A 24,851-nucleotide genomic window follows, 5' to 3' on the forward strand; every position below is an offset into this window, starting at 1 on the left:
CAACTCGAACGCCGGCATCGGCCGCGCGCGCGCCGAAGCTGAGCAGGCGGAGAACCTGGCGCGCGAGCAGGCTCAGCAGGCGGTCCTGCAGCAGCAGGCCGAGAACCGGCAGGCCCAGCTCGACGCCGACGTCAAGCGCGTCGCCGACGCCCAGCGGTACGAGGCCGAGACCCGCGCGCAGGCCGAGTTGTACACCCGCGAGCGTGCGGCCGAGGCCGCTGCGATCGAGCAGGTCAAGCAGGCCGAGGCGCGCACGCGCATCGCCGAGCAGCAGGCCCAGGCCGACCGCGCTCAAGCCGCCGGTGAGGCTGCGGCCGCCGAGGCCAGGGCGACCGGTGAGGCGAACGCGCTGCGCGCACTCGCCGAAGCCGAGTCCGAGGCCAGACGCCTGCGCGCGAACGCCGAGGCAGACGCCATCCGCGCCGAGGGTGACGCGAAGGCGGCCGCCCTCGAGGCCGAGGCGAAGGCGATCGCCTCCAACCAGGAGGCGTTCCTCTCGCAGCGCGTGCTCGATGTGCTCCCGACCATCATGGGCGAGTTCGCGAAGGGCTACGCCACCATCGGCAGCGTCTCGATCGTCGGCAGCTCCGGCGAAGACGGCGCATCGGGCGTCATCGGTGCCGACAGCGCGAAGGCCCTGCGGTCGGTGTTCGACAGCGTGAGCTCGGCCACCGGAATCGACCTCGCGGCCATCATCCAGGGCCAGGCCGTCGGCCGGGGCATCGGCGAGGGCGTGGCCGCGGCTGCTCCCGCGGCGGTCAAGCGCCAGCCGAAGCCGACCACTCCCCCGCCACCCGCGGCGCCTGCGGCGCCCGTCGCAGAGTGACCTCAGGGGGCCGTTCCGCAATCGTGCGGGACGGCCCCTCGTTGTACGCGACCTTCTCCGAGGGTTCGTAGACTCAAGCCATGACGATGCCACCGAGTCACCTGCCGTACGCCGTGTTCTCGGGGGCTCTCGGTGATGCGGCGAGCGGAGCCTGGTACCCCGCGCGAGCGGAGGTGAGCAATGGCTTCATCACGCTCTGGGTCGGCTCATCGACCGGTTGGGCGCAGTACTTCAGCGTCCCAGCGGCAGAGGTCACCGTGAAGTCGGCCGCCCAGCGCATCACCCTGACGGTTCGTGGGCAGAGCTATCCGATCCTCGCCGATCCGCACGCCGTGGGCCGTGCCCTCCGCTACAACGCGTTGGGCGTCGCCGCCCACGTCCTCGACAGGCCGATCCTCGGGGCAGGCGCCGACGTCGGGCAGGGACTGAACCAGGTGGCCGCCGCCGGCTCGTTCCACATCGGGGGCGGTCCGGAGTTCCTCACCGCCGCACGGTTCTCGGGCGCTCAGGTCTCACGTCTCGGCTACGGCGCGATCGCCGCGATCGGGTGTGGCGGTGGTTTGGCCGTGGTCATCCTGACCCTCGTCATCACTGTGATCGTGCTCAACCTGTAGTACGGCATCCGCCTCTCACGCCGTGCGAGCCGTACGGCTCGCGCGAAGCTCCGCCTCGGCGAATGCCCGAAAGCGATCCGCGAGCGGGTTCTTGCGGCGCTTGAGGCCCCGCGAAGTCTCCACCAGATCCCACATTCCCATCGTGAGCAGGGAGTCGGCACGCGGTCCATCCGAATGGCGGTAGGTCCACTCGTACATGTCGAACAGCGGCCACCACGTGTATCCGACGACATCGGTGCCACCCGCCCGCAACTCCTGTATGCAGCGGACCGAGTCCTCCAGCCATGCGATGCGCACGTCCACGGTGTCGGTCACGCACGTCTCAGAGAGCATCACCGGAGCGCCGTAGCGCTCGGCGTAGGTCTGCAGCAGTTCGGCGAGCCCGTGCACGCCGTCGTCGCGGATCGGCCACGGATCGACGAACCCGCCCTGGTGCAGGATCCCCTCCTCCATCAGCTGCGTCGAGTGCCTCGGGTAGTAGTTGACTCCCATCACGTCGGGGCGGACCGCGTTCTCCCGGAACCAGGTGAGCGTCGCATCGTCGACACCCTGCTCGCCCAGATGCCGAGCGAGTTCGTGCGCGGGCCCCACTCCACCGGTCACGAGATCCTCGACCAGGAATGTCTGCGCCCGCTGGAAGGCGACGAGGTCGCGGTGACCGCCGTCGACATCCCCGGCGAAGCGGGTGGTCGCGTCGACGTGCACGAACGTCGCCCGATCGCCGAGGATCTCCGCGATGCCGGACTGCGCCTTCACGAATCCCTTCGCAAGGGCTACGGCGATCGTCGCATAGCCCCGATCACCGGTCAGGTAGGGGGGCCAGTAAGCGATCTCGCCGCAGAACCGCGCATGGATCATCGGCTCGTTCACCGGCGTGTAGTCGGTCACGCGGTCCGCGTATCGGGCTGCCACGCGGGTCGCGAACTCGGCGAAGTGCTCGGCGAAGTCCGGGTTCGCGAACTCGCGCTCGATCCAGAGCGGCGTTCCGTAGTGGAGCAGGTCGATGATCGGTCGGCATCCCAGTTCGTCGAAGCGTGCGATGACGCGGTCGAGCCAGGACCACTCCCACTGTCCTCGCTCCGGATTCACCCGATGCCAGGGGATGCCCCATCGCATGAATCGCGCGCCGGCGTCGACAGCGAGCTGCAGGTCCGAATGCCAGTTCTCGTAGTGCTCGGTCAATTCGTATTCGTCGAGCCGCCGCTCGCTCTCGCTCGACTGCGGGATGAAGGTGTCTTCGATGCCGACTCCGAAGTGGAGCGTGCCGTCCTGGAACCATTTCATGCGGGAGTGTCAACCTTTCAGGCCGGTCATGGCGACGCTCTCGATGAAGCGCCGCTGGATGAGCAGGTAGATGATGAGCAGCGGCAGGATCGCGACGAGGGACCCCGCCATGAGCACGCTGTATGGTGCGACGCCGGTGGCCGAGCCGGTGAGCAGCGCCAGCCCGGCGGTGAGCGGGCGGACGGCGGCATCGTTCGTCATGATGAGCGGCCAGAGCAGATCGTTCCAGTTGCCCACGAAGTTGAACAGCGCCATCGTGAGCAGAGCCGGTTTGGCGTTGGGCAGCACAATCGACCAGAAGATGCGGAACTCCCCCGCTCCGTCGATGCGGGCCGCCGAATCGAGGTCGCGCGGCAACGACACGAAGAACTGCCGCAGCAGGAAGATCCCTGCGACGTCGGCGGCGCGGGGGATGACGAGGCCCGCCAGTGTGTTGACCCAGCCCAGGTCAGACGCGATCTGGTAGATCGGCACGAGCAGGGCCTGGAACGGAATCATCATGGTCGCTACGAGAATCGTGAAGATCACGCTCCGGCCGCGGAAGTCGATGCGCGCCAGCGCATAAGCGGCGAGCGCGTTGAACATGAGCGAGCTGGCGGTCACCATCCCGGCGAAGAGCACCGAGTTCCACCCCTCCTGCAGCAGCGGAATCCGCTCCGCGAGCTCGACGAAGTTGTCCAGCGTGAATCGCGACGGCAACAGGGTCGGTGGTGCGCTGATCACGTCGACCTCCGGTGAGAATGCACCGATGATGACGACCAGCACCGGGAAAGCGGTGACGAGTGTGAGCGCGACGAGCCCGGCGAGCACCAGCGAGCGCGACAGCAGCCCGCGGACGGAAGTGCGGCGCGGTGGCCGGAGATGAGCGTTCCGAATCATCCGAGGTCACGCTCCTGCTTGGCTCCGATCCGCAGCTGGATGAGCCCGAGGATGAGCGTGATCACCAACAGGATGTAGGAGAGCGCGGAGGCGAACCCGAGCTTGAAGTCACGGAACCCTTCGATATAGATGCGATAGACGATGGTCTCGGTGGCATGGTCGGGGCCGCCCTGAGTCATGATGTAGATCTGATCGAACGCCTGGAACGCCCCGATCATCGCGAAGATCACGATGAACGTCATGGTCCCCTGCAAACCGGGAAGAGTCACCGCCACAAAGCGTCGCCATGCGCCGGCTCCATCGATCCGGGCGGCTTCGTACAACTGCGCGGGGACGCCCTGCAGGCCTGCGAGGAAGATCACCATGAAGTATCCGAAGTTCTTCCAGACGGCGACGGCGGCCACCGCGGGCAGAGCGAGCGACGGGTCGGCGAAGACATCGCCGAGGCGGATGCCGACCCCGGCGAGCCAGTGCGGCAAAAGCCCCAGATTCGGGTCGAGCAGGAAGTTCCACGCCAGTGACGCAACCGCCATCGAGATGACGAACGGCATGAAGATCGCGGTGCGGAAGAACGACCGGAACGGGATGTCGGTGCGATTGAGCAGGAGCGCGGCGCCGAGCCCCACCGCGATGACGGGCGGGGCGTAGAGGAGCGCGTAGAGAACCGTGTTCAGCAGTGCCCGCAGCTCGGTCGCGTCCGTCAGCGCGTCGACGTAGTTGCCGAGTCCGACCCACTCCGCCTCTCCGAATCCGCTGGCATCGGTGAAAGAGGTCCAGAGCGCGATGGCTGCGGGCACGAAGACGAATCCGCCGATCACGAGCAGGGCGGGCGCGAGGAATGCACCCGCCTTCAGGACCCGCTGACGCTCCTGGTTCCGATGTGCACGGCGTCGGCCGCCGAGAGGACGCGGAGGCCGGTACGGCCGGGCGGTCGTCGTTCGGGACATGGTCTTCTCCTGACGAGAGTGTGAATCCGGGCGGCCGGCTTCGGCCGGCCGCCCGGAGGGGCGGTCTCTACTCGAACTCGGCGAGGATCTCCGTCAGTGAGCGATCGGCGTCGGCGACCAGCGTGGCGACGTCGCCGCCGGTGCCCTGTGTGATGTGCACGGAAAGCGTGTCGAGCTCGGCGTTGACGTCGGTCGCCCCGCCCGGCAGTCCACCGAGGCGGACGAAGGTGTTCTCGGTGAACGGCAGCATGTCTGCCACGAACGGGTTCTCCGCCAGCTCTTCTGCGCTGATGTCCGTCCGATTCGGCGGGTAGTTGGCCTCCAGCGCCCAGGTGACCTGCGAGTCGTGAGAGTTGAAGTGCGCGAGGAACTCCATCGCGCCCTGCGCCTCGGCATCCCCTGCCTGCGACGTCAGCCACCAGTAGTTGGCGGCTGCGTCGGCGGCGACCTTCTCAGGACCCGAAGGCAGCTCGAAGACCCCGACTTCCATGTCCACGCTGTCGGCGATGCCGATCATCCACGGGCCGATGAGGGTCATGGCCGCCTTGCCCGCCTTGAACACGTCGACCGACTCGGCGAGGGTGATGTCCTTCGGGCCCCAGTTGCGCGCGTACGCGTCACGCCACCACTGCAGCGCTGCCACGTTCTCGGCGGTGTCCAGTACGACTTCACCGTCGTCGTAGACATGACCGCCCGCACCCTCGAGCCAGGTCGGGAGGAACGTCGGCGTCTTGTCGGCGAGCGACAGTCCGTACACCTCGGGGTTCCCGTCGCCGTTCTCATCGACGGTCAGCTGCTCGGCCAGCTCGATCCACGCCTCCCATGTGGCGGGGAACTCCGTGATCCCCGCGGCGTCGAACATCGCCTTGTTGTACCAGACGGCGAACGGGGCGTATCCCATGGGAACCCCGTATGTCTGCTCGTCGAACGTCACGGCGTCGACGACGTTGGGGTAGTACGTGTCCGCTTCGTACTCCGCGTCGTCGTAGAACTCCTGCAAGGAGACGAACACGCCCTGGTTGACGTAGCCCTGCCCCGCTTCGGGCGTCTGCACGACGAGGTCAGGACCGTTGCCGGAGGAGACCGCCGGGAGGAGCTTGTCGGTGATGACGTTCCACGGGTTCACCTCGAGCTTCACCACGTAGTCTTCCTGCGAGGCGTTGAACTCGTCGGCGATGGCTGCGACCACCTTGCCGTCCGCCTCGGTGAATCCATGCCACACCGTCACCGTCGTCTTGCCTCCGCCATCGGCATCGGAGCCGCCCGGCCCGCTGCATCCGGTCACGCCCATGGCTGCGGCGGCGACGATCCCCGCTGCGATCCACCGCACTGCGCGTTGCTTCGTGATCATCAGAATCCTCCTTGATTGTGATCGCCTGACGTCGTTGCGCCGGCTCGAGACTTGCGGCCCCATGAATTAGGTAAACGATGTAGGTAATCGATTACCTGTCTAGGTCTAGTGTGTAATCGGTGCGGCGTCAAGGACGAATCCTCAGCGAGTACCGTGGGACATCGAAGGGAGTCGAATGTGACCACCATGCTCGACGTGGCACGCCTCGCCGGAGTGTCGACGAAGACCGTCTCGAATGTCGTCAACGGCAATGGGTACGTCAGCAGCGCCACCCGGGAGCGGGTGGAGTCGGCGATCCGATCTCTCGACTACCGGGTGAACCTCGCGGGGCGCGCTCTGAGGTCAGGGCGCAGCGGAGTCATCGGTCTCGCGATCCCGTCGCTGAGCGTGGCGTACTTCGCCGAGCTGGCAGAGCGCGTGATCGTGGCGGCAGAAGAGTTCGGACTCGTCGTGCAGATCGAGCGGACCGGGAGCCTGGAGCGCGAACGGTCGTTTCTCGCCAGCTCACGGGTTCATCACCTCGACGGCCTCGTCTTCAATCCCATGGACCACTGGTCCGACGATCTCGGGTCCGTCGAGCTTCCGGTGCCCACGGTGATCCTCGGCGATCACGCCGTGGGCCCCGGGGTGGTCCACGTCAGCACGGACCAAACGGCAGCAGCTCAGCTCGCCACGAGGCATCTGCTCGACATCGGCCGTCGCCGCATCGCCGCCATCGGCGCTCGATCGGCCGACCCCCGCCACGCGGCGAGCCTGCGATTCGCTGGCTACGGTCGCGCCCTGGCTGCCGCCGGCATCGGAATCGATTCCGCACTCGTGGTGGAGGCCGACCAGTGGAGTCAGGTGAACGGCGCTCTGGCCATGCGTGAACTGCTGTCGCGCGATGTGCCGTTCGACGCCGCCATCGCCTTCAACGACAGCCTGGCCTTCGGCGCCATGCGTACGCTGGAGGAGGCAGGGCGGCACGTGCCGGCGGACGTGGCGATCATCGGCATCGACAACATCGCGGAATCCGAGTTCTCGATTCCGAGCCTGAGCACCGTCGATCTCGGCACCATGCAGATCGCCGAGACCGCGGTGCAGGCGCTCGTCCGGCAGCTGAACTCCGACGATCCGACGCCTCCCGAACGGGTCCCCATCGACTTCCGGCTCGTGCGGCGCGAGTCGACCGCCGCCTGAATCCTTTCTCGCTAGTCGAGCAGGTGTCGAAGGTACCGACCAGGCGACTCGAGGTACGAGCGCCAGTGGTTCACGAGTTCGAGATCTTGCCACCCGGCAGGTCGCAGACCCCACTCTCCGACCTCGAGGATTCTCGCCCCGGGAAGGGCTGCCAAGACCGGCGAATGCGTCGCACACAGCACCTGGCCGCCGTCGGCGGCGATGCGCTGCAGCACCGCGATCAGCGCCAGCGTCGATTGGAACGACAGCGCGGCCTCGGGTTCGTCGAGACAGTAGAACCCCGGCTCGTCGAACCGGCTCTCGAGCAGTGCCAGGAACGACTCGCCATGGCTCATCTCGTGAAAGGGCACGTCCGGCCCGCTCATGGGCGGGTTCTCTTCGAGATAGGTGTAGAACGAGTGCATCGTCTCGGCGCGCAGGAAGAATCCCCAGCGGCTCGCGCCGACCCCTCGCTGAAGACGCAGCCACTCTGACAGCGGCCACTCCGTCGGACGCGTGCTGTGCTGCGCCTGGCGGGATCCGCCCTCGGGCGAGAGTCCGTAGGCGATCGCGACGCCCTCGACGATCGTCGACTTGCCGCTGCCGTTCTCGCCGACGAGGAACGTCACGCCGGGGTCGAGGTCGATGCCCTCACGCAGCACCTGGGCGACGGCCGGGATGTTCGTCGGCCAGCGCGGTCCCGGCGGCGGCGCGTCATCGGCCGGACGCACGGCCACGACCGGCTGTTGGCGCCGGCGGCGACTGCTCGGCTCCCAGAACGAATCCACTGCGCCGCCCCTTTCATCGGTCTCCCGAGGAGGCTACCCGCCGGCGCTGACACGCGCGTGCTGCTCCTCACGGCGAGAAGATCACACCGCTTCCGCAGCGAGCCACTCCTCGAACGTGGTCGGCGCGATGAGCGCGTCCGCCGCGGGCAGCAGCACCTCTCCCGCGAACTCGAGCCCGAGCGCCGCCCCTCGCCAGGTCGCGAGGAGCGGGCCGTGCTCTCCGCGCGCGGCGCGCGTGCGGCGGGCCATGTCGACGGCATCCTCTGTCCGCGGGCCCGCGACATCCCGGTGCATCCCCTGCGGCTCGCCCGCCACGACGTCGACGAGCACATCAGCCACATCGGCCGGCGCGATGGGCTGCACCAGCAACGGCGGCACGTGAGCCACGCCGTCGATGACCTGCCATCCGGCGATCATCGCCGGGAAGTCGTGGAACTGCGTCGCCGGCACGATCGTGTACGGCATGGCTCCTGCCCGAACAGCCTTCTCCTGAGCACGCTTGCCGTAGTAGTGCGGATTGCCCTTGACGTGCCGCAGCGCCGCGATCGACAGCGCGACGTGATGGCGGACGCCTGCTTTCATCTCCGCGGCGATCAGATTCTCTGTGATCGCCGTGAACGTGCGCTCTGCGGATGCGATGTCGCTGATCGGCGGATTGGTGACGTCGATCAGGGCCTCGACGCCCGGCATCCTCTCGTCGAGCCCCTCGCCGGTGACGAGGTCGACGCCCTCGCTCCGAGTCAACAGCACCACCTCATCGCCTCGCGCCAACAGCCGTTCCACCACGAGAGCGCCGATGCGCCCCGTCCCGCCGGCCACCGCAATCCTCATATCGTCTCCTTATTATGGATATTAGATGTCCATAATAAGAGTGGCGGCTTATCCTGGGCAAGTGAAACTGCCAGAGACCGCCGAGTGGGCCCTTCATGCCACCGCCGTCATCGCGCAGTTGCCGACCGATTCGCGGGTCTTCGGCGCGCAGCTCGCCGAGCACTTCGACGTGCCGGCACCGTACCTCGCGAAGCAGCTCGCGAAGCTGGTGCGCGCGGGCATCCTGACCGGCAGCACCGGCCCCCGTGGGGGATTCCGCCTTGCCCGCGTGCCCGAGAAGATCACGCTGCTCGACCTGGTGCGAGCGATCGACGGGGATGCCGATCCCTATGTCTGCCGCGAGATCCGGCAGCAGGGACGGGGGGCTGCTCGACCCGAGGACTGCACGAGGATGTGCGCTCTCGCGGCGGCGATGCGACAGGCTCACGAGGCGTGGCGCGCGTCTCTGCAGAGCGTCACCCTCGGTGAGATCGTCGCGGGGCTCTCACCCGAGGCGATCGCCAAGAACCGGCGGCTGCTCATCGAGGAGCCCTCGTCCGGTGAACGGCGCTGAGACCACGATCCGCCGCTCAGCACTCGATCACGTTGACGGCGAGCCCGCCCTCGCTGGTCTCCTTGTACTTGGTCGACATGTCGAGTCCGGTCTGACGCATGGTCTCGACGACGGCATCCAGCGAGACGTAGTGACTGCCGTCGCCGCGCAGGGCGAGCCGGGCCGCCGTCACCGCTGTGGATGCCGCGATCGCATTGCGTTCGATGCACGGGATCTGCACGAGGCCGCCGATCGGATCACAGGTGAGGCCGAGGTGATGCTCCATGGCGATCTCGGCCGCGTTCTCGATCTGGCGGTTCGTGCCGCCCATCACCGCCGTGAGTCCGCCCGCCGCCATCGCACACGCCGACCCGACCTCGGCCTGACACCCGCCCTCGGCGCCCGAGATCGAGGCATTGGCCTTGAAGAGAGACCCCAGCGCGGTCGCGGTCAGCAGGAACCGGCGGATGCCGCGACGGCGGTTCGCCTCCGCCATCAGCTCGCTGTCGAGATCGTGCTCGCCGTCGAGCGGGCCGGCGTCGGGACCGAATCCCAGCAGTGCACTGCCGACGAGCTCCCCGTAGGGCGTCACGGCGTTGCCCGCGCCCAGCCCCGAGTCGGCGAGAAAACGCCACCAGTACATGGCGACGGCGGGAAGGATGCCGGCGGCGCCGTTCGTCGGCGCAGTCACGACCCGTCCGCCTGCGGCGTTCTCCTCGTTCACCGCGAGCGCGAACGCACCCAGCCACTCCCCCGGCAGCTCGCGGCGACCGTCGGCCTCGACATCTTCGAGTTGCGCGCGGATGGTGCCGGCACGCCGTTTCACCTTGAGGATGCCGGGAAGAACGCCCTCGGCATGGAGGCCGGCGTCCACACACCCGGCCATCGCGTCCCAGATGGCATCGAGCCCGGCGGCCACCTCTTCTTCCGAGCGCAGCGCGGTCTCATTCCGGCGCGCGATCTCCGCGATAGACAGGCCGTGCTCGTCGCAGAGCGCGAGCAGCGACGCCGCGTCGGCGTAGGAGTGCGGGAACCGGTTGGTCGACAGCGACGCCTCCTCGCCGTCTCGGCGGATGAAGCCGCCCCCGACGGAGTAGTAGGTCTCCTCCGAGATCACAGCCCCTGCGGCATCCCACGCCGTCAGGGTCATCGCGTTCGGGTGGCCGGGCAGGCGCGTTCGGGGCGCGAACACGATGTCCTCTTTACCGAAAGGCACGTCGTGGTGGTCGTCCAGACGCAGCACGGCTCCTTCCGGCAGATCGGTCCAGGCGGAGCGGACGTCGGCCGGATCGCAGGACTCCGGCACGAGCCCGCGCAGACCCGCGACGACCGCATCCGGCGTGCCGTGTCCGATGCCCGTCGCGCCGAGCGAGCCGTAGAGCGTGCAGCCCAGGCGCGTGACGCGGTTCACCGTTCCAGCGGCGCTGAGCCGCCGCGAGAAGTCCAGGGCGGCGCGCATCGGGCCGACGGTGTGCGAGCTCGACGGCCCCACTCCGATGGAGAACAGGTCGAAGGCCGAGACGTACGCAGTCACACCTTCAGGCTACGCTCCCGTGGCGTCTGGTGTCGCGGCTAGCCGCTCAGGTCGGCGCCCTCGTAATCCGCGAGCGGCGCGGCTCCGGTGACCTCGTATTCGATCAGGCTCATGCCGGACGGCGTGCGGCGCTGGTCGATGAGCCGAAGACCGAGGTCGCGCCCGTGGGTGAACAGGCGCCGCCCGCTGCCGATGAGCACCGGCGCGACGGCGAGGCGGAGCGTATCCACCAACTCGGCGTCGAGCAGCGACGCCGCGAGCCGGGCACTGCCGTAGATCTGCAGCTCGCGACCCGCAGTCGCCTTGAGTTCCGCGACCTTCTCGACGATGTCGCCGCGCAGCACGGTCGCCGGACCCCACGTCGCCTCACCGAGGGAGTTCGAGACGATGTACTTCGGCAGCGAGTTCATCCGAACGGTGAAGGGATCGGGCTCCGTGATCTGCGGCCAGTCGCGGGCGAAGGCTTCGTAGGTGCGGCCGCCGAGCAGCAGCCCGTCTGCGAGATCGAGCCAATCTGACGCCTGCTGCAGGAAGTCCTCATCGATGTGGGGCGTCAGCCAGCCGCCGCGCGCGAAACCGCCGGTCCGATCCTCTTCCGCGGAACCCGGGCCCTGCGAGACGCCATCCAGGGTGAGGAACTGGGTGATGGCGATCTTCACGATGCCGCCCCGCTCTCGCGCTCGGCGAGCGCCGCGAGCGCGTCTGTGACGGTGCCCCAGCCGTCGAAGAATCCGAGAGTCTCGTGACGGTCGCGGTCTGCGGGGTCGCCGTGACGCACGACGACGCGATACCGGGTGCCGTCGGGATGCTCCTCGAGACTGATCTCTGCCGTCATCGATACGGGCGCGGGGGATGCCGGGCGCCAGTCGCTGTCGATGGCATTGCTGAAGACGAGACGGGCCTCGGGTTCCACGACCAGGAAGATCGCGTCGGTGTGCGGGACGAACGGGCCGCCGTCGTCGCTCATGCTGGTGACGAATCCCCCTCCGGGTCGGACGTCGAGTCGGTCGACGCGTGCGACGGTTGGCGCCGGCACCCACCACTGCCGCAACCGGGCAGGATCGGTCCATGCGCGCCAGACGGTCTGCCGCGGGGCGCGGATCAACCGCTCCAGCGTGAGGTCGAGTCGAGGATCGATGGCGGTCATGCATTCTCCTTATGGTCGGTGACGAACTGCTCGAGACGGTCGGTGCGGCTTTCCCAGAGGCGGCGCTGATCGGCGAGCCAGTCGTCAACGAGGTCGAGACGCTCACGATTCAGGACGCAGGTGCGCACCCGCCCGGTCTTGTGCGTGCGGATCAGCCCGCTCGACTCCAGCGTCCTGACATGCTTCATGAACGACGGGAGCGTGATGGAGAAGGGCTCGGAAAGCTCGCCCACGCTCGCGGGCCCCTCACCGAGGCGGCGGATGACCGCTCGCCGAGTCGGATCCGAGAGCGCGATGAACACCTCGTCGAGCACACTATGGTTAGCCATGTGGAAAAGTATTGCATCCGGAAATACTTTGCGCAAGGGCTAACTATGTCTCTGCTCACCGGGCTTTGACGCCGTCAACCCCCTATCGGCGGACGCGATGCCCAGGGAGTCTGAGACCGACGCCGCCGCACCGACGGCCGCGACGACAAGGAGTGACCATGACCGACAGTTCATCCACACCCGAGGCCCAGACCCCGACCCCGACGTCCGCATCCGCAGCCGACGCGGGAGAAGTGAGCGCTCAGACACCCGAGCAGGTGCACGCGACCGGTGACTCCGAAACGTCGGCGCAGGGCGAGAGCACGGGTGAGGCCGAGACTCCGGAGCAAGCCGAGTCGCCGGAGGACGCCGATCCCGAGGAAGTCCCGAGCGACGAGGAGCTGGAGGAGCCGAGCATCGCCAAGGATCCGGGCGAGCAACCGAAGGCACCATCGACGGACGAGCCGAAGCCCGACCATGAGGCGGTCGGCATCGGCGTGATCGGTGGTCCGCAGGTCGACCCCGAAGCGGTCTCCGACGACTGAACTGCCGGAGGATCGGCGGGTTCGAACCCGCCGATCCGAGCTACTCGACGAGCTTGCCCTCGGTGTCCACGTCGCGCATGAGTTCTGCGATCTCGTCCGGAACGGCCGGGATCTCTTCCCGCGTGACCCCTGTCGACGGCGACCACACGAGATTCACACGAAGCGACGGATCGAGTTCGGGATAGTCGCTGCGGTTGTGGCATCCGCGGGTCTCTCGACGCTCGAGCGCCGCCTCCAGAGTCGCCCGCGCCGCGAGGGCCGAGGCTTTGAGATCGAAGGCGTGCGCCAGGTCCTGGAACCCGGCGATGTCGGGGTGGATGCCGATGTCAGCCATCCGCTCCTCGATGCGGTCGAGTTCACGGAGCCCGGCGCGTAGCCCCTCCTCCGACCTGACCACGCCGGCGTGCTCGGTCATCGCGTTACGGATCGCCCGCTGCAGCGCCCTGACGTTCTCACGACCGTCGGCCGCCAGCAGATCGTCGATCTCGGCCCTGGCTTCCGACACCGCAGCCGCCGAGCGTCGCTGGGAATCGAGCCCTGCGGCATGCTCGACCGCGGACTGCCCGACGATGCGGCCGTAGACCAGCAGCTCGATGAGCGAGTTGCCGCCGAGGCGATTCGCTCCGTGCAGACCGCTCGAGGCCTCGCCGATCGCATAGAGCCCCTCGACATCGGTCTGATGGTCTTCCGGCCTGACCCAGACGCCTCCCATCGAGTAGTGCGCGGTGGGGGCGATCTCGATCGGGTCGGTGGTGATGTCGAGCATCTGCAGCTCCATCATCGTCTGGTAGACGCGCGGCAGGCGATTCATGATCGTCTCGCGCGGCAGGTGCGAGACGTCGAGCCAGACGCCGCCGCTCTCAGTGCCGCGGCCCTCCTGGATCTCGGTGTAGGCGGCGAGTGCGACCCGGTCGCGGGTCGACAGCTCCATGCGCTCGGGGTCGTACTTCGACATGAACCGCTCGCCGAGGGCGTTGCGGAGGATGCCACCTTCACCGCGCGCGGCCTCGGAGATGAGCGTTCCCGCCGCGTTCTCGGGTTCGATGATCCCCGACGGGTGGAACTGCACGAGCTCGGGGTCGCGGAGCCGCGCGCCCGCATCGACGGCGAGACGGAAGGAGTCACCCGTGTTCTCGTCGCGACGGGACGAGGTGCGTCGCCAGATGCGGTTGTGCCCGCCCGCGGCGAGGATCACCGCATCGGCGTGGATGAGGTATCGCGTTCCGTCGCTCTGGTCGAAGCCGTAGGCGCCGAACACGACGTTGTCGCGGACGAGGAGGCGCGTGATGTATACGTGGTCGAGGATCGGCACCTCGAGCTGCTCGGCCCGCCGCACGAGCGACCGCTGGATCTCGAGGCCCGTGTAGTCGCCGGCGAACGCGGTGCGCCGGTAGGTGTGGGCGCCGAAGAAACGCTGCGAGATGCGGCCGTCGTCTTCGCGCGCGAAGTCCATGCCGTAGCGCTCGAGATCGCGGATGCCGCGCTCGGCGCCGCGGGCCACGATCTCGACCGTGTGCGGGTTGGCGAGCAGATAGCTCTCCTTGATCGTGTCGGCTGCGTGCTGCTGCCAGCTGTCTTCGGCGTCCATGGTGCCGAGGGCCGCATTGATGCCGCCGGCTGCGAGCGAGGTGTGCGCGTCCTGACGTGGGCGCTTGCCGACAGCGAGGACGTCGACGCCTCGCTCGGCGACCTCGATCGCCGCGCGCAAGCCCGACCCTCCTGTGCCGATGACCAAGACGGTGGTGGAGATCTGCCGTTCACGTGTACTCACGACATTAACGCTAAGAACCCTGCCGCGATTACTCCAATGCATAGTTCGAGTCATGTGAATAGGCGTAGGCTATGGACATGAATCTCGAGCAGTTGCGCGGCTTCGTGAGCGTGGCCGAACTCGGACATTTCACACGTGCGGCCGAGAAGCTGCACCTCGCGCAGCCCTCATTGAGCAGGCAGATCTCCACGCTCGAGCAGGAACTGGGTGCCGAACTCTTCCACCGAGCGCGCGGGCACATCTCACTCACCGCCGCCGGCGAGACGTTACTGCCTCGCGCACAGCGAATGCTCGCCGAGGCAGAGGCGATCAAGGAAGAGATGGGTGAGCTCGCCGGGCTTCGCCGTGGGAGGGTCCGGCTCGGTGCCACGCCGACCCTCTGCATCAGCCTCGTCGCCGAGGCCATCAGCGCCTTTCATCAGGCCCATCCCGGGGTGGAGCTCCACCTCACCGAGAGCGGATCCCGCCTGCTCGTCGAACAGCTGGCCGTCGGCGCACTCGACATGGCGCTCATCACCACGGCCGAGGGCGCGCCCGCGGCCGGCGTCAGCCTGACCCGTATGCCGTTGCTGTCGGAAGAGCTGGTCGTGGTGTCATCCGCCGTCCGCCCGCCGGTCGCGATGGCGTCGACCGTCGATCTGGAGCAGCTCGCAGCGCTCCCGCTCATCGCCTTCGATGAGAGCTACGAACTGCGCGCGACCATGGATGCCGCCTTCCGGGCGGCCGGCCTCTCACCGACGCCAGTGCTCGAGGGTGCCGAGATGGATGCCGTGCTGAGATTCGTCGAGCGGGGACTCGGCGTGGCCGTGGTGCCCGCCATGGTGCTGCTCGATCGCCCCACGCTGCGCTCGACCCGACTGTCGCATCCACAGATGACCCGGACGGTGAGCCTCGCGCACCGTTCGGATGTGACCCCCGCGGTCGCCTCGGCGGCGATGCGTCGCGTCATCGTTTCGACGGCGGCCGACGTGGCGGATCGAGACCCGGCGATCACGAGCCTCGTCGGGGCGACCGGCTGACGGCGACGGCGATGCGCCTGAGCCGGTGACAGCGGTGCTGGATGCCCCCTCCCGCGTAACACGATCGATGTGAATGTGAGACTGGGGTGATGGCGGCCACCGGATCAGCGAGCACTCGCCTTATCGTGCTGCGCGGTGACTCCGGGTCCGGTAAGACGACGACCGCCGAGGCCCTGCGCTCCCACCTCGGCCCCAAGACTGCGCTCATTCATCAGGACTACTTCAGGCGCGAGCTTCTCGCCGGAGGCGACAAACTGTCCCGGGCCGCTGACGCAGCCGCGCTCGTCGACGCTGCGGCGCGTCAGTCACTGGATCTCGGATACGACGTCATCCTCGATGGAATCTTCAATCTGCGCGATTACGCGGCGCGGCTGGAGCAACTGTGGCGGGACCACAGAGGTGTCACGCGCATCTACCAGTTCGACATCGGCTTCGAAGAGACCGTCCGACGGCACGAGACCAGAGAGTTGCGTCACGAGTTCTCGGCGGAACGGATGCGGAGGTGGTACGACGGCTGGCAGCCACTCGAGTTCGTGGAGGAGGGACGAATCGGGGCCGGGGAATTACTCACCGACATCGTCGCCCGGATCATCGCTGAGACCGTCGCTCACTCACCGCCTCGCACTGTTGTAGATCTGTGATCTCGGGGCTGTTTTCTGGCCCGGGATCTGGGGTTTGAATGTCGGTGGTTGCTGTTGTAATGAGGGTATGACGGCGCTGATGGACGCAACGATCGAGCAGGTGGACGCACTGGGTGCGCTCACCGAATCGGTGGTCGAGATCGAGCGGACCATCAGCAGTCTGCAGGCCGCGCGGGACGGGATGCTCGCGGTCGGGGCGCGGTTGGCGCTGCAGGTCGCCCAGCAGGCCGGGCACCCGGACTTCGGGGATCTGGCGTTACGGACGGTCGCTGCGGAGTTCGGGGCGGCGTTGCGGGTCAGCGACCGCACCGTGCAACGCCGGATGGCTGCCGCATCGTTCCTGGTGGAACGATTCCCGTCGGTGTGGCAGGCGCAGGGCGCCGGGCGGATCACCGCCAACCACGCCCGGGTGATCGTCGACGCGGGAGAACACCTCCAAAACCCCGCCGATCGAGACGCGTACTCGACCCAGCTGATCGACTATGCCGAGTCGGAGTCGCCGAACCGGGTCGCACGGCTTGCCCGTCGGGTCGCGGAACGCTTCCAACCCCGCCCCCTCGAAGACCGGCACCGGGATGCCAGGGAACAGCGGCACGTGTGGGTGAACGATCTGACCGACGGGATGGCGGAGCTGGGCCTGCTCGGCCCGGCGACGCTCGTGCACGGTGCGTATGACCGCCTCACCCAGATGGCACAAAGTGTGCAACGAGCGGATGCTGAGCTCGCCGGAGTCGGGTCTGCTGGTCTCGGGCACGGTGACGCTACCGTCAACTCAGGCACGGAGCGCCCCGACCAGGCCAGCACCGTCGACCAGGACTCCCGCGACCCCCGCACCATCGACCAGGCCCGCTGTGATCTCGCGCTCGACCTGCTCCTCACCGGGACACCCGCCGGGCACGACACCCCGGGCGGGCTGCTTGCCGCGATCACCGGGAACGTCTCCATCACAGTTCCCGTCCTCACCCTCATCGGCCAGGACACCACCCCGGCCGAGCTTGACGGCACCACACCCATCGACCCCGCCACCGCGAAGACTCTCGCGGGGGCGGCATCCGGATGGGACCGGATCCTCACCCACCCGATCACCGGTGCCATCCTCACCGTCGACCGATACCGCCCCACCGCCGACCTCAAACGGCACCTCCAGGCGCGGGATCAACGTTGTCGGTTCCCGACCTGCGGAATGCCCGCCCGCGACAGCGACCTCGACCACACCCGAGACGCCGCCCACGGCGGACCCACCACCCACACGAACCTCGGCGCTCTCTGCCGACGACACCACACCCTCAAACACCACACCCCCTGGCACGTCCAACACCTCCACGGAGGCATCTACACCTGGACCAGCCCCACCGGCCGCACCTACACCGACCACCCACCACCCCAGCACACCGTCACCTTCACCGACGACACCGACAGCGGCCCGCATCCACCACCATGGTGATGCGCTCGGACGGCGCTGATCGAGAAGACCCAGAGGAGCCGTCGACCCCGCAGGTCGCGCGCGCGGGTCGGCTCGATCGCCTGTCGCCGGCACGCTGATCGACGCCGTTGACGCAGAAACGGCCTCATCCGAAGATGAAGCCGTTTCAACTGGTGCGCCCCGAGGGACTCGAACCCCCAACCTTCTGATCCGTAGTCAGATGCTCTATCCATTGAGCTAGGGGCGCTCCTGACCCGCTCAGCGGGCCGACGTCAAGCCTACAACAGTCCCTCGGCGAAAGCGAAACCAGGCGTCAGACGCCCTGCTCCGCCCCCTTCTCCTTCTTCTTCCGCTTTCCGCGGGCGCGTTGCTGCGACGCCAGAGCCTGCAGATCGACGAGGCGGAGCGCCTGCATCCGCGCCTCGCGCATCGTGTCGTATTCAGGATCCTGGTCGCGTCGCATTCCCTCGACCCGGAGGCGACGGTCGAGGTTGTGACGCACATCGGCCCACGCGGCCTCGCGCGCCTCCTCGACGATGACCCGCAACTCGTCAGGGTTCTCCATCATCGACCGCAAGCGCACCGCGACCCCGCTCGACTGCTTCGCGCGCCGGCGCAGGTTGCGGACGTCGCGGTCGCGATAGTCGTGGGTGCCCGCCGGGTCGGAGTGACGCCCCCGAGCCCGCTTTCGCAACGCCGTCACGTTCTCGGCAGCCTGCTCCGACTCCTCGGCCATGGCACGAAGCGCCTCCCGCGCATCGGCGATGTACTTGTCGATGTCGAAGACGCCCCCCTCGGCGATCGTGCCGACGAGGATGTGGTTCTTCACGGCGAGGCGCGCAGCGGCGGTCGCGATCGCGACGCCTTCGGCGATGGCATCCGCTGTTCGTCCCACCGCTACCTCCTCACCTCGAGCGTACCGGTATCACTTGCGCCCGGTGTCGGCCAGAATGTATCGACGCGGGCAACCCGGCCCGCGACGCAGTCCGCGCGAGAACCCCGCCATCGCGCGTCAGAGGAGGATGGATGAGTCGGCTCACCCTCACCGGCAGCACCACCGTCATCACCGGGGCAGCGAACGGCATGGGCGCCGACGTCGCCCGTCTGCTCGCTGCCGAGGGCGCACACCTGGCGCTGCTCGACAGCAACGCCGAGGCGCTGGCTCGAGTCGCCGCATCGGTGGCATCGACGACCGTGACCACGCACGTCATCGATCTCCGCGACGACGAAGCCGTGTTCGCCGTCGCCGACGAGATCACGGCAGCGCATCCCCGCGTGAACGCGTTGATCACCTGCGCCGGCTCTTCGATGCTGGGCTCACTCGAGCAGCTCACCATGGAGGAGATGCGCTGGCTCGTCGATGTGAACCTCTGGGGCACCGTCTCGATCACCAAGGCCCTGCTGCCGGCACTCCTCGCAGCACCCGAGGCGCACATCACCCATCTCGCCAGCGTGTACGCCCTGGCCGCTCCCGCAGGGCGCATTCCCTATGCGCTCAGCAAGTTCGCCGTCCGCGGCTTCTCGGAGGCGCTGCGTCACGAACTCGAGAACACGTCGGTCACCGTCGGCGCGGTCTACCCGGCCGGGGTGCGCACCGGCATCATCCTGCACGGCCGCTACGCCGCAGCGATCGACCCCGCCGTCGCCGCCCGAGCGGCCTCAGCACAGGCTGAGATGTACCACACCGAACCGGCAGATGCGGCCGCACGCATCGTCGAGGCCACGCGACGGCGACGCCCGCGGACGATGATCGGCCGAGAAGCGCGCATCATCGATCTCCTCGTGCGGATCGCGCCAACCGCATACTGGGGCGCGATGCGCCGGCCGCTTCGCGCAACCGTCGACACCACGACGCCGGTGGCCTGACGTCCGTCAGCGCACCGCACCCACCCAGATCGCGGACGCCCACGCCTGCTGGTCGCTGTCGCACCCGACGGACCCGGGAAATCCGCGCACGACCGCCATGCAGTTCGCGAGGAACTCGGGGTCCCCCCCGAACAGCGACTGATACGTGGTCGAGGAGGTGAGGGTGCCCCAGACCTGGAACTGATGGATGTGAGCGAGCTCATGCGCCATCGCCCAGTGCAGCCGCTCCTCGCTCCAGGTCGCGACATCGGCACGGTACTTGATGTAGCCGTTGCTGTTCGCGCACGCCGGCGCACTGCCCCCTGCGCACGACGACGACTCGTACAGCCCGACCCCAGCGCCGCCCACGCGGTCGAGCGCCGCGCGCACCCGCGCGTGCCCCTCACCGCCGGCGCTCGCACCGGACGGCATGCCGGTCGCCCACTGCGCCCTCTCCCAGGTCGAGAGATCCTCACCGAGCTTCGCCGCGAGCGCGTGGATGGTCGCGGTGGCAGCGGTCACGACCTCGGGGCGGCTCCGCTCCTCGAGCACGGTCTGCTGCGCGGACACTGCAGCCGCCCTGTGCGCGGCCGTGTCGACCTTGCCGTCGGCGGCGGCCAGGGCGGTGCCGAACGCAGTCAGTTCGGCGAGGAATGCCGGGCGCACCTCGAGCACAGCGGCGCGTTCCGCCCTGTCAGCCTGCGCGGTTTCGATGGCGCCCGTGAGATACGTCGTGCGCGCCTCAGCCTCACGTGCGCTGGAGTCGAGGGCGATCGCCTGCTCGACGGCCTCCGCGCGTGCTTCCTCCAGACTGTGCGCCTTGGCGATCAGACCCCCCGCGAGCATCACGGCGGTGAAGGCGGCGATGGCAGTGGCACGCCGGATCACTCCAGGAACCCCGATCGATCGGCGATCTGAGCGTCCTGCTCGGCGATCTGCAGCCGGAGGGCCGTGAGGGTCTCGGCGAGCCGGTAGTTGGTCTCGCGAGCCGTCGACAGCCGCTGCGCGGCGAGCTCGGCCTGTATCCGCGTCTGCTCCACAGCGGCCTCGCGCTGCTGGTCGGCGATGACGACGAGGGTGGTCCCGGCCACCAGGAGCAGCCCCCCGACAACGAACGCCGTGCCCCGCATCTCGCTCCCCAGGAAGACCGACCTCACCGGAGGTATCCGGTGAGGCCCAATATAGCGACCGGCCGGGGTCAGATCGCGTAGGCGCGGTCCGACAGGCGACGCTCCGCGGCTTCGCGGCCGTTCGCGAGATGCTCGGGGATCAACCGGCGCAGCGCGTCCGTATCTCTCGCGATGATCGCGTCGAGGATCACCCGGTGTTCTTCGGACATTCCCACGAGGTCGTCGTGCTGGCCGAAGAGCCATCGCAGGCGCGTCACGAAGACACCCACCAGCTCGCACAGCATCTCGTTCCCGGCGAGATCCGCGGCGATCTCGTGGAACTCCCCCGCAGCCAGCCGAGCTGCCTCCGCGTCGCCGCTCAACGCAGCAGCGCACTCCCGCTCGTACGCCTGCCGCAGACGAGAGAGGCCGTCGCTGTCATGCCGCTCGGCCGCGAGAACGAAGATGAGCGTCTCGATCGACTCTCGCACCTCGGAGAACTCTTGGATGTCGCGTTGGGTGAACTCCCGCACGACCGCCCAGGTGCGAGGCCGCGCCACGACCACACCTTCGGATACGAGAGCGCGGATGGCCTCGCGCACCGGCAATCGCGAGACGTTCAGCTCGGCGGCGATGTCTCGCTCGACCAGACGCGATCCCGGCATGCGGCGGCCGAGGATGATGTCCTCGCGCAAGATACGCGTCACCCTCGCCGACTCCAACTCGCCGGCCGCCCCCGCCCCGGTCATCTGGGCATTCTCTCATCCGACGGCAGCGGAGACAAGCTTTGGTATCCCAATGCCCCCGTCAACCCGACTCCGTCCGGCTCGGGCCTGCGCCGGAACGCCGGAATCAGAGCGCGAAGACGAGAGTCTCCTCCACGCGGCGATAGCCGAGTCGCTCGTAGAGAGCGACGGCTGCATCGTTCGCTCCGAAGACGTGCAAACCCATCGAGACGGCCCCGAGCCGCTGCGCCTCGCGCTCCGCCGCGAGCATGATCGCCCGGCCATATCCCTTTCGCCGGCGCGCCTCGGCGACCTCGATGTCGAGAACGAAGGCGTGCGGCCTCCCGGCCCGTTGCCGCATCCCGAGCCACAGGATCCCCACCTCCTCGCCACCCGACGACGCCGTGAACAGTGACTGCCCGGGAGTGTCCGAGCCCAGCGGAAGCTCCTTCTCGAACTGGCGACGCGACTCGGCGGCAGCGTCTTCTGCCGTCATCCCGCGCATGGTCACGAGATCGTCGGCGAAGGCGTCGACCGACTCCACCCTGAACCGCGCGAATCTCTCCGGCGTCATCGGAGTCACGATCACCGCCGATCCGTCGGCTCTGCGAGGGAGCGGGTCCAGGATCATCTGGATGGATGAGGTGGTGAATCCACGATCTTCGACGAATCGCCGACCGACGGCATCCGATCGGAACACCCCGATGGTGATCGTCGTGTCCGCGCGCTCGCGCGCGAGCTGCACGAGAGCCTCGAACACATCCTCGAGCCGGCGGTCATCGGTGTCGACCGCGAGGGCGAGGTCGACGATGAACATCTTCGCTCGGGTGAAGCCGAGCCACACGGTGCCGAGCTCGCGACCGACGTCGTCGGTGATGAGCAGAATCTCGGCGCTGGGTGTCGAAAGTCCCTCGGGCAGCAGCTCGTCGAGGCGACGGTCGGCATGCGCGACCGCGTCGTGACCGGGGCGCATGCCGGACTCGCGACCCAGGCCGATCTGACGGTCCCTGGTGCTGTCACGCCAGCGGGCGAAGCGCTCGGCGGGCAGCGGAGTCAGACGAAGCGGCATACGACCATCATCCTCCGCACGCGAGCCACGCGGTCACGCGAACCGTTGCAGCGCATCCTCGGCCGCCACCCAGGCGAGCATCGCGCACTTCACCCTGGCGACGTATCGCGACACTCCGCCGAGGGCCGCGGCGTCGCCGAGCAGCGCCTCATCGGGGGCGATCGTGCCGCGCGAACGCATGGCTTCGCGGAACGCGTCGATTCGGACCTCGAGCTCGGCGACGCTCAGGCCCTCGGCGAGTTGTGCGAACAGCGAGGCGGATGCCTGCGAGATCGCGCAGCCGTGTCCTTCCCATGCCACCGCTTCGATGCTGCCGTCGGCGGAACGGTGCAGTTGCAGGGTCACCTCGTCGCCGCACGTGGGATTCACCTGATGCGACTGCGCCGGGACGTCGCCGCGGAGGCCGAACCCATGCGGGGTGCGCGAATGGTCGAGGATGAGCTCCTGATAGAGGTTCTGCAGGTCACTCGTCATGCGCGCACTCCGAAGAATTCGATCGCCGCGGCGACGCCGTCGATCACGGCATCCACCTCGGCCTCGGTCGTATACAGGTAGGTGCTGGCCCGGGTGGACGACGTGACTCCGAGGCGACGGTGCAGTGGCTGAGCGCAATGGTGGCCGACCCGCACTGCGATCCCGCGGTCGTCGAGGAACTGCCCCACATCGTGCGAATGGATGCCGGACACATCGAAACTCGCCAACCCGACGCGCGGCAGGTCGATCGCGGCCCCGAGCACGCGGACGCCGTCGATCGCCGACAGGCCGTCGACGAGTCGATGCCCGAACTGTGCCTCGTGGCGTGCGATCCGGGCCATCCCGACTCCGGCGAGATACTCGACCGCTGCGGCGAGCGCGATCGCCTGAGACACCCGCTGCGTACCGGCCTCGAATCGCTGCGGGGGCGGGAGGTACTCGGCAGCGGTGGTCGTGACCGTCGTGATCATCGAGCCGCCGGTCAGGAATGGAGGCATCGCCTCGAGCAGCTCGCGTCGGCCGTACAGTGCGCCGATCCCCGTCGGCCCGAGCATCTTGTGACCGGAGAGGACGGCGAAATCGACGTCGAGGGCGCGGACGTCGATCGGCAGGTGGGGCGCCGACTGGCAGGCGTCGAGCAGCACGAGAGCGCCGACCTCGCGGGCCAGCGATACGACCTGCTCGACGGGGTTGATGACGCCGAGCACGTTGGAGACATGGGTGACGGCAACGAGCTTCGTGCGTTCGCCGATCAGGGTCGCCGCAACGTCCATTCGGAGCGCGCCGTCGTCATCGAGGGGGATGACGTGAAGCGTGGCCCCGGTCCGGGCGGCGAGCTCCTGCCAGGGGATGAGGTTGGCGTGATGCTCCATCTCGGTGGTGACGATCTCGTCACCCTCGCGCAACCGAAGCCGCTCCGCTGCGCTGCCTCCACGCCCGACCGACGCGTTGGAGAGCGCGTAGGCCACCAGGTTGATCGCCTCGGTGGCATTTGAGGTCCAGACGATCTCGTCCTCTGCGCCACCGACGAAGCGCGCGAGCGTGCCGCGGGCGTCCTCGAACAGCTCGGTCGCCTCAGCCGCCAGTGTGTGAGCGCCACGGTGGACGGCCGAGTTCATCGTGGTGGCGAAGTTGCGCTCCGCGTCCAGTACCGCCAGCGGGCGCTGCGCCGTGGCTCCGGAGTCGAGGTAGGCGAGCGGATGGCCGTTGACCACCGTCTGCAGGATCGGGAAGTCCGCGCGGATGCGGCGCACCTCGGCCTCGCTCAGCGGTGCGGCGAGATCGGTGACGGCGGAGGTGCTCATCCTTCAAGCTTCTCACCTGGCGCTGCCGACCGGGTCCCGGCCGGCGCGGTTTCGGCCGGCGGCGCTGTCAGGAGACCGGTTGACGCAGGATCGTCCGCAGCTTCGCCGGCTCGACCCTGCGCATGTCGCTGAGGTAGATCTCGTGGTGACGGCCGCGCATGGTCAGGCCGTTCTCGGGGATGTACCGGTGGTGCATCTCCTCCAGCAGGGGGGCCTCGTCGTCGAAGGAGCCGACGTGCAACGTCTGCACGCACCTGCCCTCCTCGAGGGTGTCGAGCCGCACGGATCCCACGGCGGGCGAGACATCCTTCTTCTTCGAGACGGCCGCCACCGCCGCCTCGAACATCCCGGGGGTGACGTGATCGGGCACCATGATCATGAGCGTCCAGAGCCACGCGGACTTGTCGCGCCGTGACGTGAACGATTCCATGTCGTCGGCGTGCCAGAGGCCTTCCAGCGGCATGACCACGGTGTCGACTCCGAGATCCCTCCTGCTGGCGAACTTCAGCGTGTATGCGAGGGGATACAGCGCCGTCACCGCATCCGTGTACGCGGGAGCCGAGTTCGGGTCGCCCGCGCCGTCGATCATCAGGTACTGCATGGGCGGCACGTCGACCACCCGGAACACGCCCTTCTTCGCCTGATACGCGTCCAGCTTCTTCTTGAGGTCTATCGCAGCCATCGCCTCACTCCTCCACCTGCCGGTCTGTTCAATCGCCGGGTCCGC

Annotated in this window: 28 protein-coding genes and 1 tRNA gene; 9 read left to right on the forward strand and 20 right to left on the reverse strand. The window is 68.1% G+C overall.

Going from position 1 to position 24,851, the window contains the following annotated elements:
- Window positions 1-826: flotillin domain-containing protein (locus tag RIN18_RS09800; RefSeq protein ID WP_309103786.1), on the forward strand; the 826-nt coding region annotated here is incomplete at its 5' end.
- Window positions 827-906: 80 nt separating this feature from the next.
- On the forward strand, window positions 907-1,440 hold the full coding sequence (locus RIN18_RS09805) for a hypothetical protein (RefSeq protein ID WP_309103787.1): 534 nt from the start codon (window positions 907-909) through the stop codon (window positions 1,438-1,440).
- A 15-nt stretch (window positions 1,441-1,455) separates the two neighbouring features.
- Here the strand turns inward: RIN18_RS09805 and RIN18_RS09810 are convergent, their stop codons facing one another.
- From RIN18_RS09810 to RIN18_RS09825, 4 genes are all read right to left on the reverse strand, one after another.
- On the reverse strand, window positions 1,456-2,724 hold the full coding sequence (locus tag RIN18_RS09810; protein ID WP_309103788.1) for a family 1 glycosylhydrolase: 1,269 nt from the start codon (window positions 2,722-2,724) through the stop codon (window positions 1,456-1,458).
- A 9-nt stretch (window positions 2,725-2,733) separates the two neighbouring features.
- Window positions 2,734-3,603: a carbohydrate ABC transporter permease gene (locus RIN18_RS09815; RefSeq protein WP_309103789.1), complete on the reverse strand. Its 870-nt coding sequence runs from the start codon at window positions 3,601-3,603 to the stop codon at window positions 2,734-2,736.
- Window positions 3,600-4,550, reverse strand: coding sequence for a sugar ABC transporter permease (locus RIN18_RS09820; protein WP_309103790.1), 951 nt, complete (start codon window positions 4,548-4,550; stop codon window positions 3,600-3,602). The genes RIN18_RS09815 and RIN18_RS09820 overlap by 4 nt, the downstream gene beginning before the upstream one ends.
- A gap of 67 nt (window positions 4,551-4,617) precedes the next feature.
- Complete coding sequence (locus RIN18_RS09825) at window positions 4,618-5,901, reverse strand: ABC transporter substrate-binding protein (RefSeq protein ID WP_309103791.1); 1,284 nt, start codon at window positions 5,899-5,901, stop codon at window positions 4,618-4,620.
- A gap of 186 nt (window positions 5,902-6,087) precedes the next feature.
- Here RIN18_RS09825 and RIN18_RS09830 point away from each other — a divergent pair, with 186 nt between their 5' ends.
- Window positions 6,088-7,080 carry a LacI family DNA-binding transcriptional regulator gene (locus RIN18_RS09830; RefSeq protein WP_309103872.1) on the forward strand — a complete coding sequence of 331 codons (993 nt, stop codon included), beginning with the start codon at window positions 6,088-6,090 and terminating at the stop codon, window positions 7,078-7,080.
- Window positions 7,081-7,091: 11 nt separating this feature from the next.
- Here the strand turns inward: RIN18_RS09830 and RIN18_RS09835 are convergent, their stop codons facing one another.
- Together RIN18_RS09835 and RIN18_RS09840 are read right to left on the reverse strand one after the other, a co-directional pair.
- Entirely contained in the window at window positions 7,092-7,847 is a 756-nt protein-coding gene (locus RIN18_RS09835) for an AAA family ATPase (RefSeq protein WP_309103792.1), read from the reverse strand.
- 81 nt (window positions 7,848-7,928) lie between these two features.
- Complete coding sequence (locus tag RIN18_RS09840) at window positions 7,929-8,678, reverse strand: NAD(P)H-binding protein (RefSeq protein ID WP_309103793.1); 750 nt, start codon at window positions 8,676-8,678, stop codon at window positions 7,929-7,931.
- A 61-nt stretch (window positions 8,679-8,739) separates the two neighbouring features.
- Between RIN18_RS09840 and RIN18_RS09845 the strand changes: the two genes are divergently transcribed.
- Entirely contained in the window at window positions 8,740-9,231 is a 492-nt protein-coding gene (locus RIN18_RS09845; RefSeq protein ID WP_309103794.1) for an Rrf2 family transcriptional regulator, read from the forward strand.
- Between the two features lie 16 nt (window positions 9,232-9,247).
- On the opposite strand, the gene RIN18_RS09850 is transcribed toward RIN18_RS09845, so the two are convergent.
- Genes RIN18_RS09850 through RIN18_RS09865 form a run of 4 tightly spaced genes read right to left on the reverse strand, consistent with a single transcriptional unit; the run spans window position 9,248 to window position 12,220 of the window.
- Window positions 9,248-10,744 (reverse strand): L-serine ammonia-lyase, iron-sulfur-dependent, subunit alpha, encoded by a 1,497-nt coding sequence (locus RIN18_RS09850; RefSeq protein ID WP_309103795.1) that lies wholly within the window; start codon window positions 10,742-10,744, stop codon window positions 9,248-9,250.
- A 38-nt stretch (window positions 10,745-10,782) separates the two neighbouring features.
- Window positions 10,783-11,403, reverse strand: coding sequence for a dihydrofolate reductase family protein (locus RIN18_RS09855; protein ID WP_309103796.1), 621 nt, complete (start codon window positions 11,401-11,403; stop codon window positions 10,783-10,785).
- The gene (locus RIN18_RS09860) at window positions 11,400-11,891 is read right to left on the reverse strand and encodes an SRPBCC domain-containing protein (protein ID WP_309103797.1); all 492 of its coding nucleotides are present in this window, start codon (window positions 11,889-11,891) and stop codon (window positions 11,400-11,402) included. The genes RIN18_RS09855 and RIN18_RS09860 overlap by 4 nt, the downstream gene beginning before the upstream one ends.
- Window positions 11,888-12,220 carry a metalloregulator ArsR/SmtB family transcription factor gene (locus RIN18_RS09865; protein WP_309103798.1) on the reverse strand — a complete coding sequence of 111 codons (333 nt, stop codon included), beginning with the start codon at window positions 12,218-12,220 and terminating at the stop codon, window positions 11,888-11,890. The genes RIN18_RS09860 and RIN18_RS09865 overlap by 4 nt, the downstream gene beginning before the upstream one ends.
- A gap of 158 nt (window positions 12,221-12,378) precedes the next feature.
- Here RIN18_RS09865 and RIN18_RS09870 point away from each other — a divergent pair, with 158 nt between their 5' ends.
- Window positions 12,379-12,744: a hypothetical protein gene (locus RIN18_RS09870; RefSeq protein ID WP_309103799.1), complete on the forward strand. Its 366-nt coding sequence runs from the start codon at window positions 12,379-12,381 to the stop codon at window positions 12,742-12,744.
- Window positions 12,745-12,784: 40 nt separating this feature from the next.
- Here RIN18_RS09870 and RIN18_RS09875 read toward each other — a convergent pair whose 3' ends face one another.
- Window positions 12,785-14,515, reverse strand: a complete 1,731-nt coding sequence (locus tag RIN18_RS09875; RefSeq protein ID WP_309103800.1) for an FAD-dependent oxidoreductase — start codon at window positions 14,513-14,515, stop codon at window positions 12,785-12,787.
- 77 nt (window positions 14,516-14,592) lie between these two features.
- On the opposite strand from RIN18_RS09875, the gene RIN18_RS09880 reads away from it, so the two are divergent.
- From RIN18_RS09880 to RIN18_RS09890, 3 genes are all read left to right on the forward strand, one after another.
- The gene (locus RIN18_RS09880) at window positions 14,593-15,534 is read left to right on the forward strand and encodes a LysR family transcriptional regulator (protein ID WP_309103801.1); all 942 of its coding nucleotides are present in this window, start codon (window positions 14,593-14,595) and stop codon (window positions 15,532-15,534) included.
- A gap of 89 nt (window positions 15,535-15,623) precedes the next feature.
- Window positions 15,624-16,175: an AAA family ATPase gene (locus RIN18_RS09885; protein ID WP_309103802.1), complete on the forward strand. Its 552-nt coding sequence runs from the start codon at window positions 15,624-15,626 to the stop codon at window positions 16,173-16,175.
- Between the two features lie 79 nt (window positions 16,176-16,254).
- The gene (locus RIN18_RS09890; RefSeq protein WP_309103803.1) at window positions 16,255-17,619 is read left to right on the forward strand and encodes a DUF222 domain-containing protein; all 1,365 of its coding nucleotides are present in this window, start codon (window positions 16,255-16,257) and stop codon (window positions 17,617-17,619) included.
- Window positions 17,620-17,769: 150 nt separating this feature from the next.
- Here RIN18_RS09890 and RIN18_RS09895 read toward each other — a convergent pair.
- Together RIN18_RS09895 and RIN18_RS09900 are read right to left on the reverse strand one after the other, a co-directional pair.
- Window positions 17,770-17,845 (reverse strand) — tRNA-Arg (locus RIN18_RS09895).
- A gap of 66 nt (window positions 17,846-17,911) precedes the next feature.
- Window positions 17,912-18,493, reverse strand: a complete 582-nt coding sequence (locus RIN18_RS09900; RefSeq protein ID WP_309103804.1) for an asparagine synthase — start codon at window positions 18,491-18,493, stop codon at window positions 17,912-17,914.
- 131 nt (window positions 18,494-18,624) lie between these two features.
- Between RIN18_RS09900 and RIN18_RS09905 the strand changes: the two genes are divergently transcribed.
- Entirely contained in the window at window positions 18,625-19,464 is an 840-nt protein-coding gene (locus RIN18_RS09905) for an SDR family NAD(P)-dependent oxidoreductase (protein WP_309103805.1), read from the forward strand.
- A 6-nt stretch (window positions 19,465-19,470) separates the two neighbouring features.
- Here the strand turns inward: RIN18_RS09905 and RIN18_RS09910 are convergent, their stop codons facing one another.
- The 7 genes from RIN18_RS09910 to RIN18_RS09940 form a co-directional block, all read right to left on the reverse strand.
- Window positions 19,471-20,331, reverse strand: a complete 861-nt coding sequence (locus RIN18_RS09910; RefSeq protein WP_309103806.1) for a hypothetical protein — start codon at window positions 20,329-20,331, stop codon at window positions 19,471-19,473.
- Window positions 20,328-20,600, reverse strand: a complete 273-nt coding sequence (locus RIN18_RS09915) for a hypothetical protein (RefSeq protein WP_309103807.1) — start codon at window positions 20,598-20,600, stop codon at window positions 20,328-20,330. The genes RIN18_RS09910 and RIN18_RS09915 overlap by 4 nt, the downstream gene beginning before the upstream one ends.
- Before the next feature lie 41 nt (window positions 20,601-20,641).
- On the reverse strand, window positions 20,642-21,301 hold the full coding sequence (locus RIN18_RS09920; protein ID WP_309103808.1) for a GntR family transcriptional regulator: 660 nt from the start codon (window positions 21,299-21,301) through the stop codon (window positions 20,642-20,644).
- A gap of 103 nt (window positions 21,302-21,404) precedes the next feature.
- Window positions 21,405-22,346 (reverse strand): GNAT family N-acetyltransferase, encoded by a 942-nt coding sequence (locus RIN18_RS09925; RefSeq protein WP_309103809.1) that lies wholly within the window; start codon window positions 22,344-22,346, stop codon window positions 21,405-21,407.
- Window positions 22,347-22,379: 33 nt separating this feature from the next.
- Window positions 22,380-22,820, reverse strand: coding sequence for a Fe-S cluster assembly sulfur transfer protein SufU (sufU, locus tag RIN18_RS09930; RefSeq protein ID WP_309103810.1), 441 nt, complete (start codon window positions 22,818-22,820; stop codon window positions 22,380-22,382).
- Window positions 22,817-24,124 carry a SufS family cysteine desulfurase gene (locus RIN18_RS09935; protein WP_309103811.1) on the reverse strand — a complete coding sequence of 436 codons (1,308 nt, stop codon included), beginning with the start codon at window positions 24,122-24,124 and terminating at the stop codon, window positions 22,817-22,819. Before RIN18_RS09935 ends, sufU begins: the two co-directional genes overlap by 4 nt.
- Window positions 24,125-24,191: 67 nt before the next feature.
- Window positions 24,192-24,806 carry a GyrI-like domain-containing protein gene (locus RIN18_RS09940; protein ID WP_309103812.1) on the reverse strand — a complete coding sequence of 205 codons (615 nt, stop codon included), beginning with the start codon at window positions 24,804-24,806 and terminating at the stop codon, window positions 24,192-24,194.
- Window positions 24,807-24,851 lie beyond the last annotated feature (45 nt).

It is taken from the genome of Microbacterium sp. (assembly GCF_031179285.1).
In the GTDB taxonomy this organism is placed as follows: domain Bacteria; phylum Actinomycetota; class Actinomycetes; order Actinomycetales; family Microbacteriaceae; genus Microbacterium.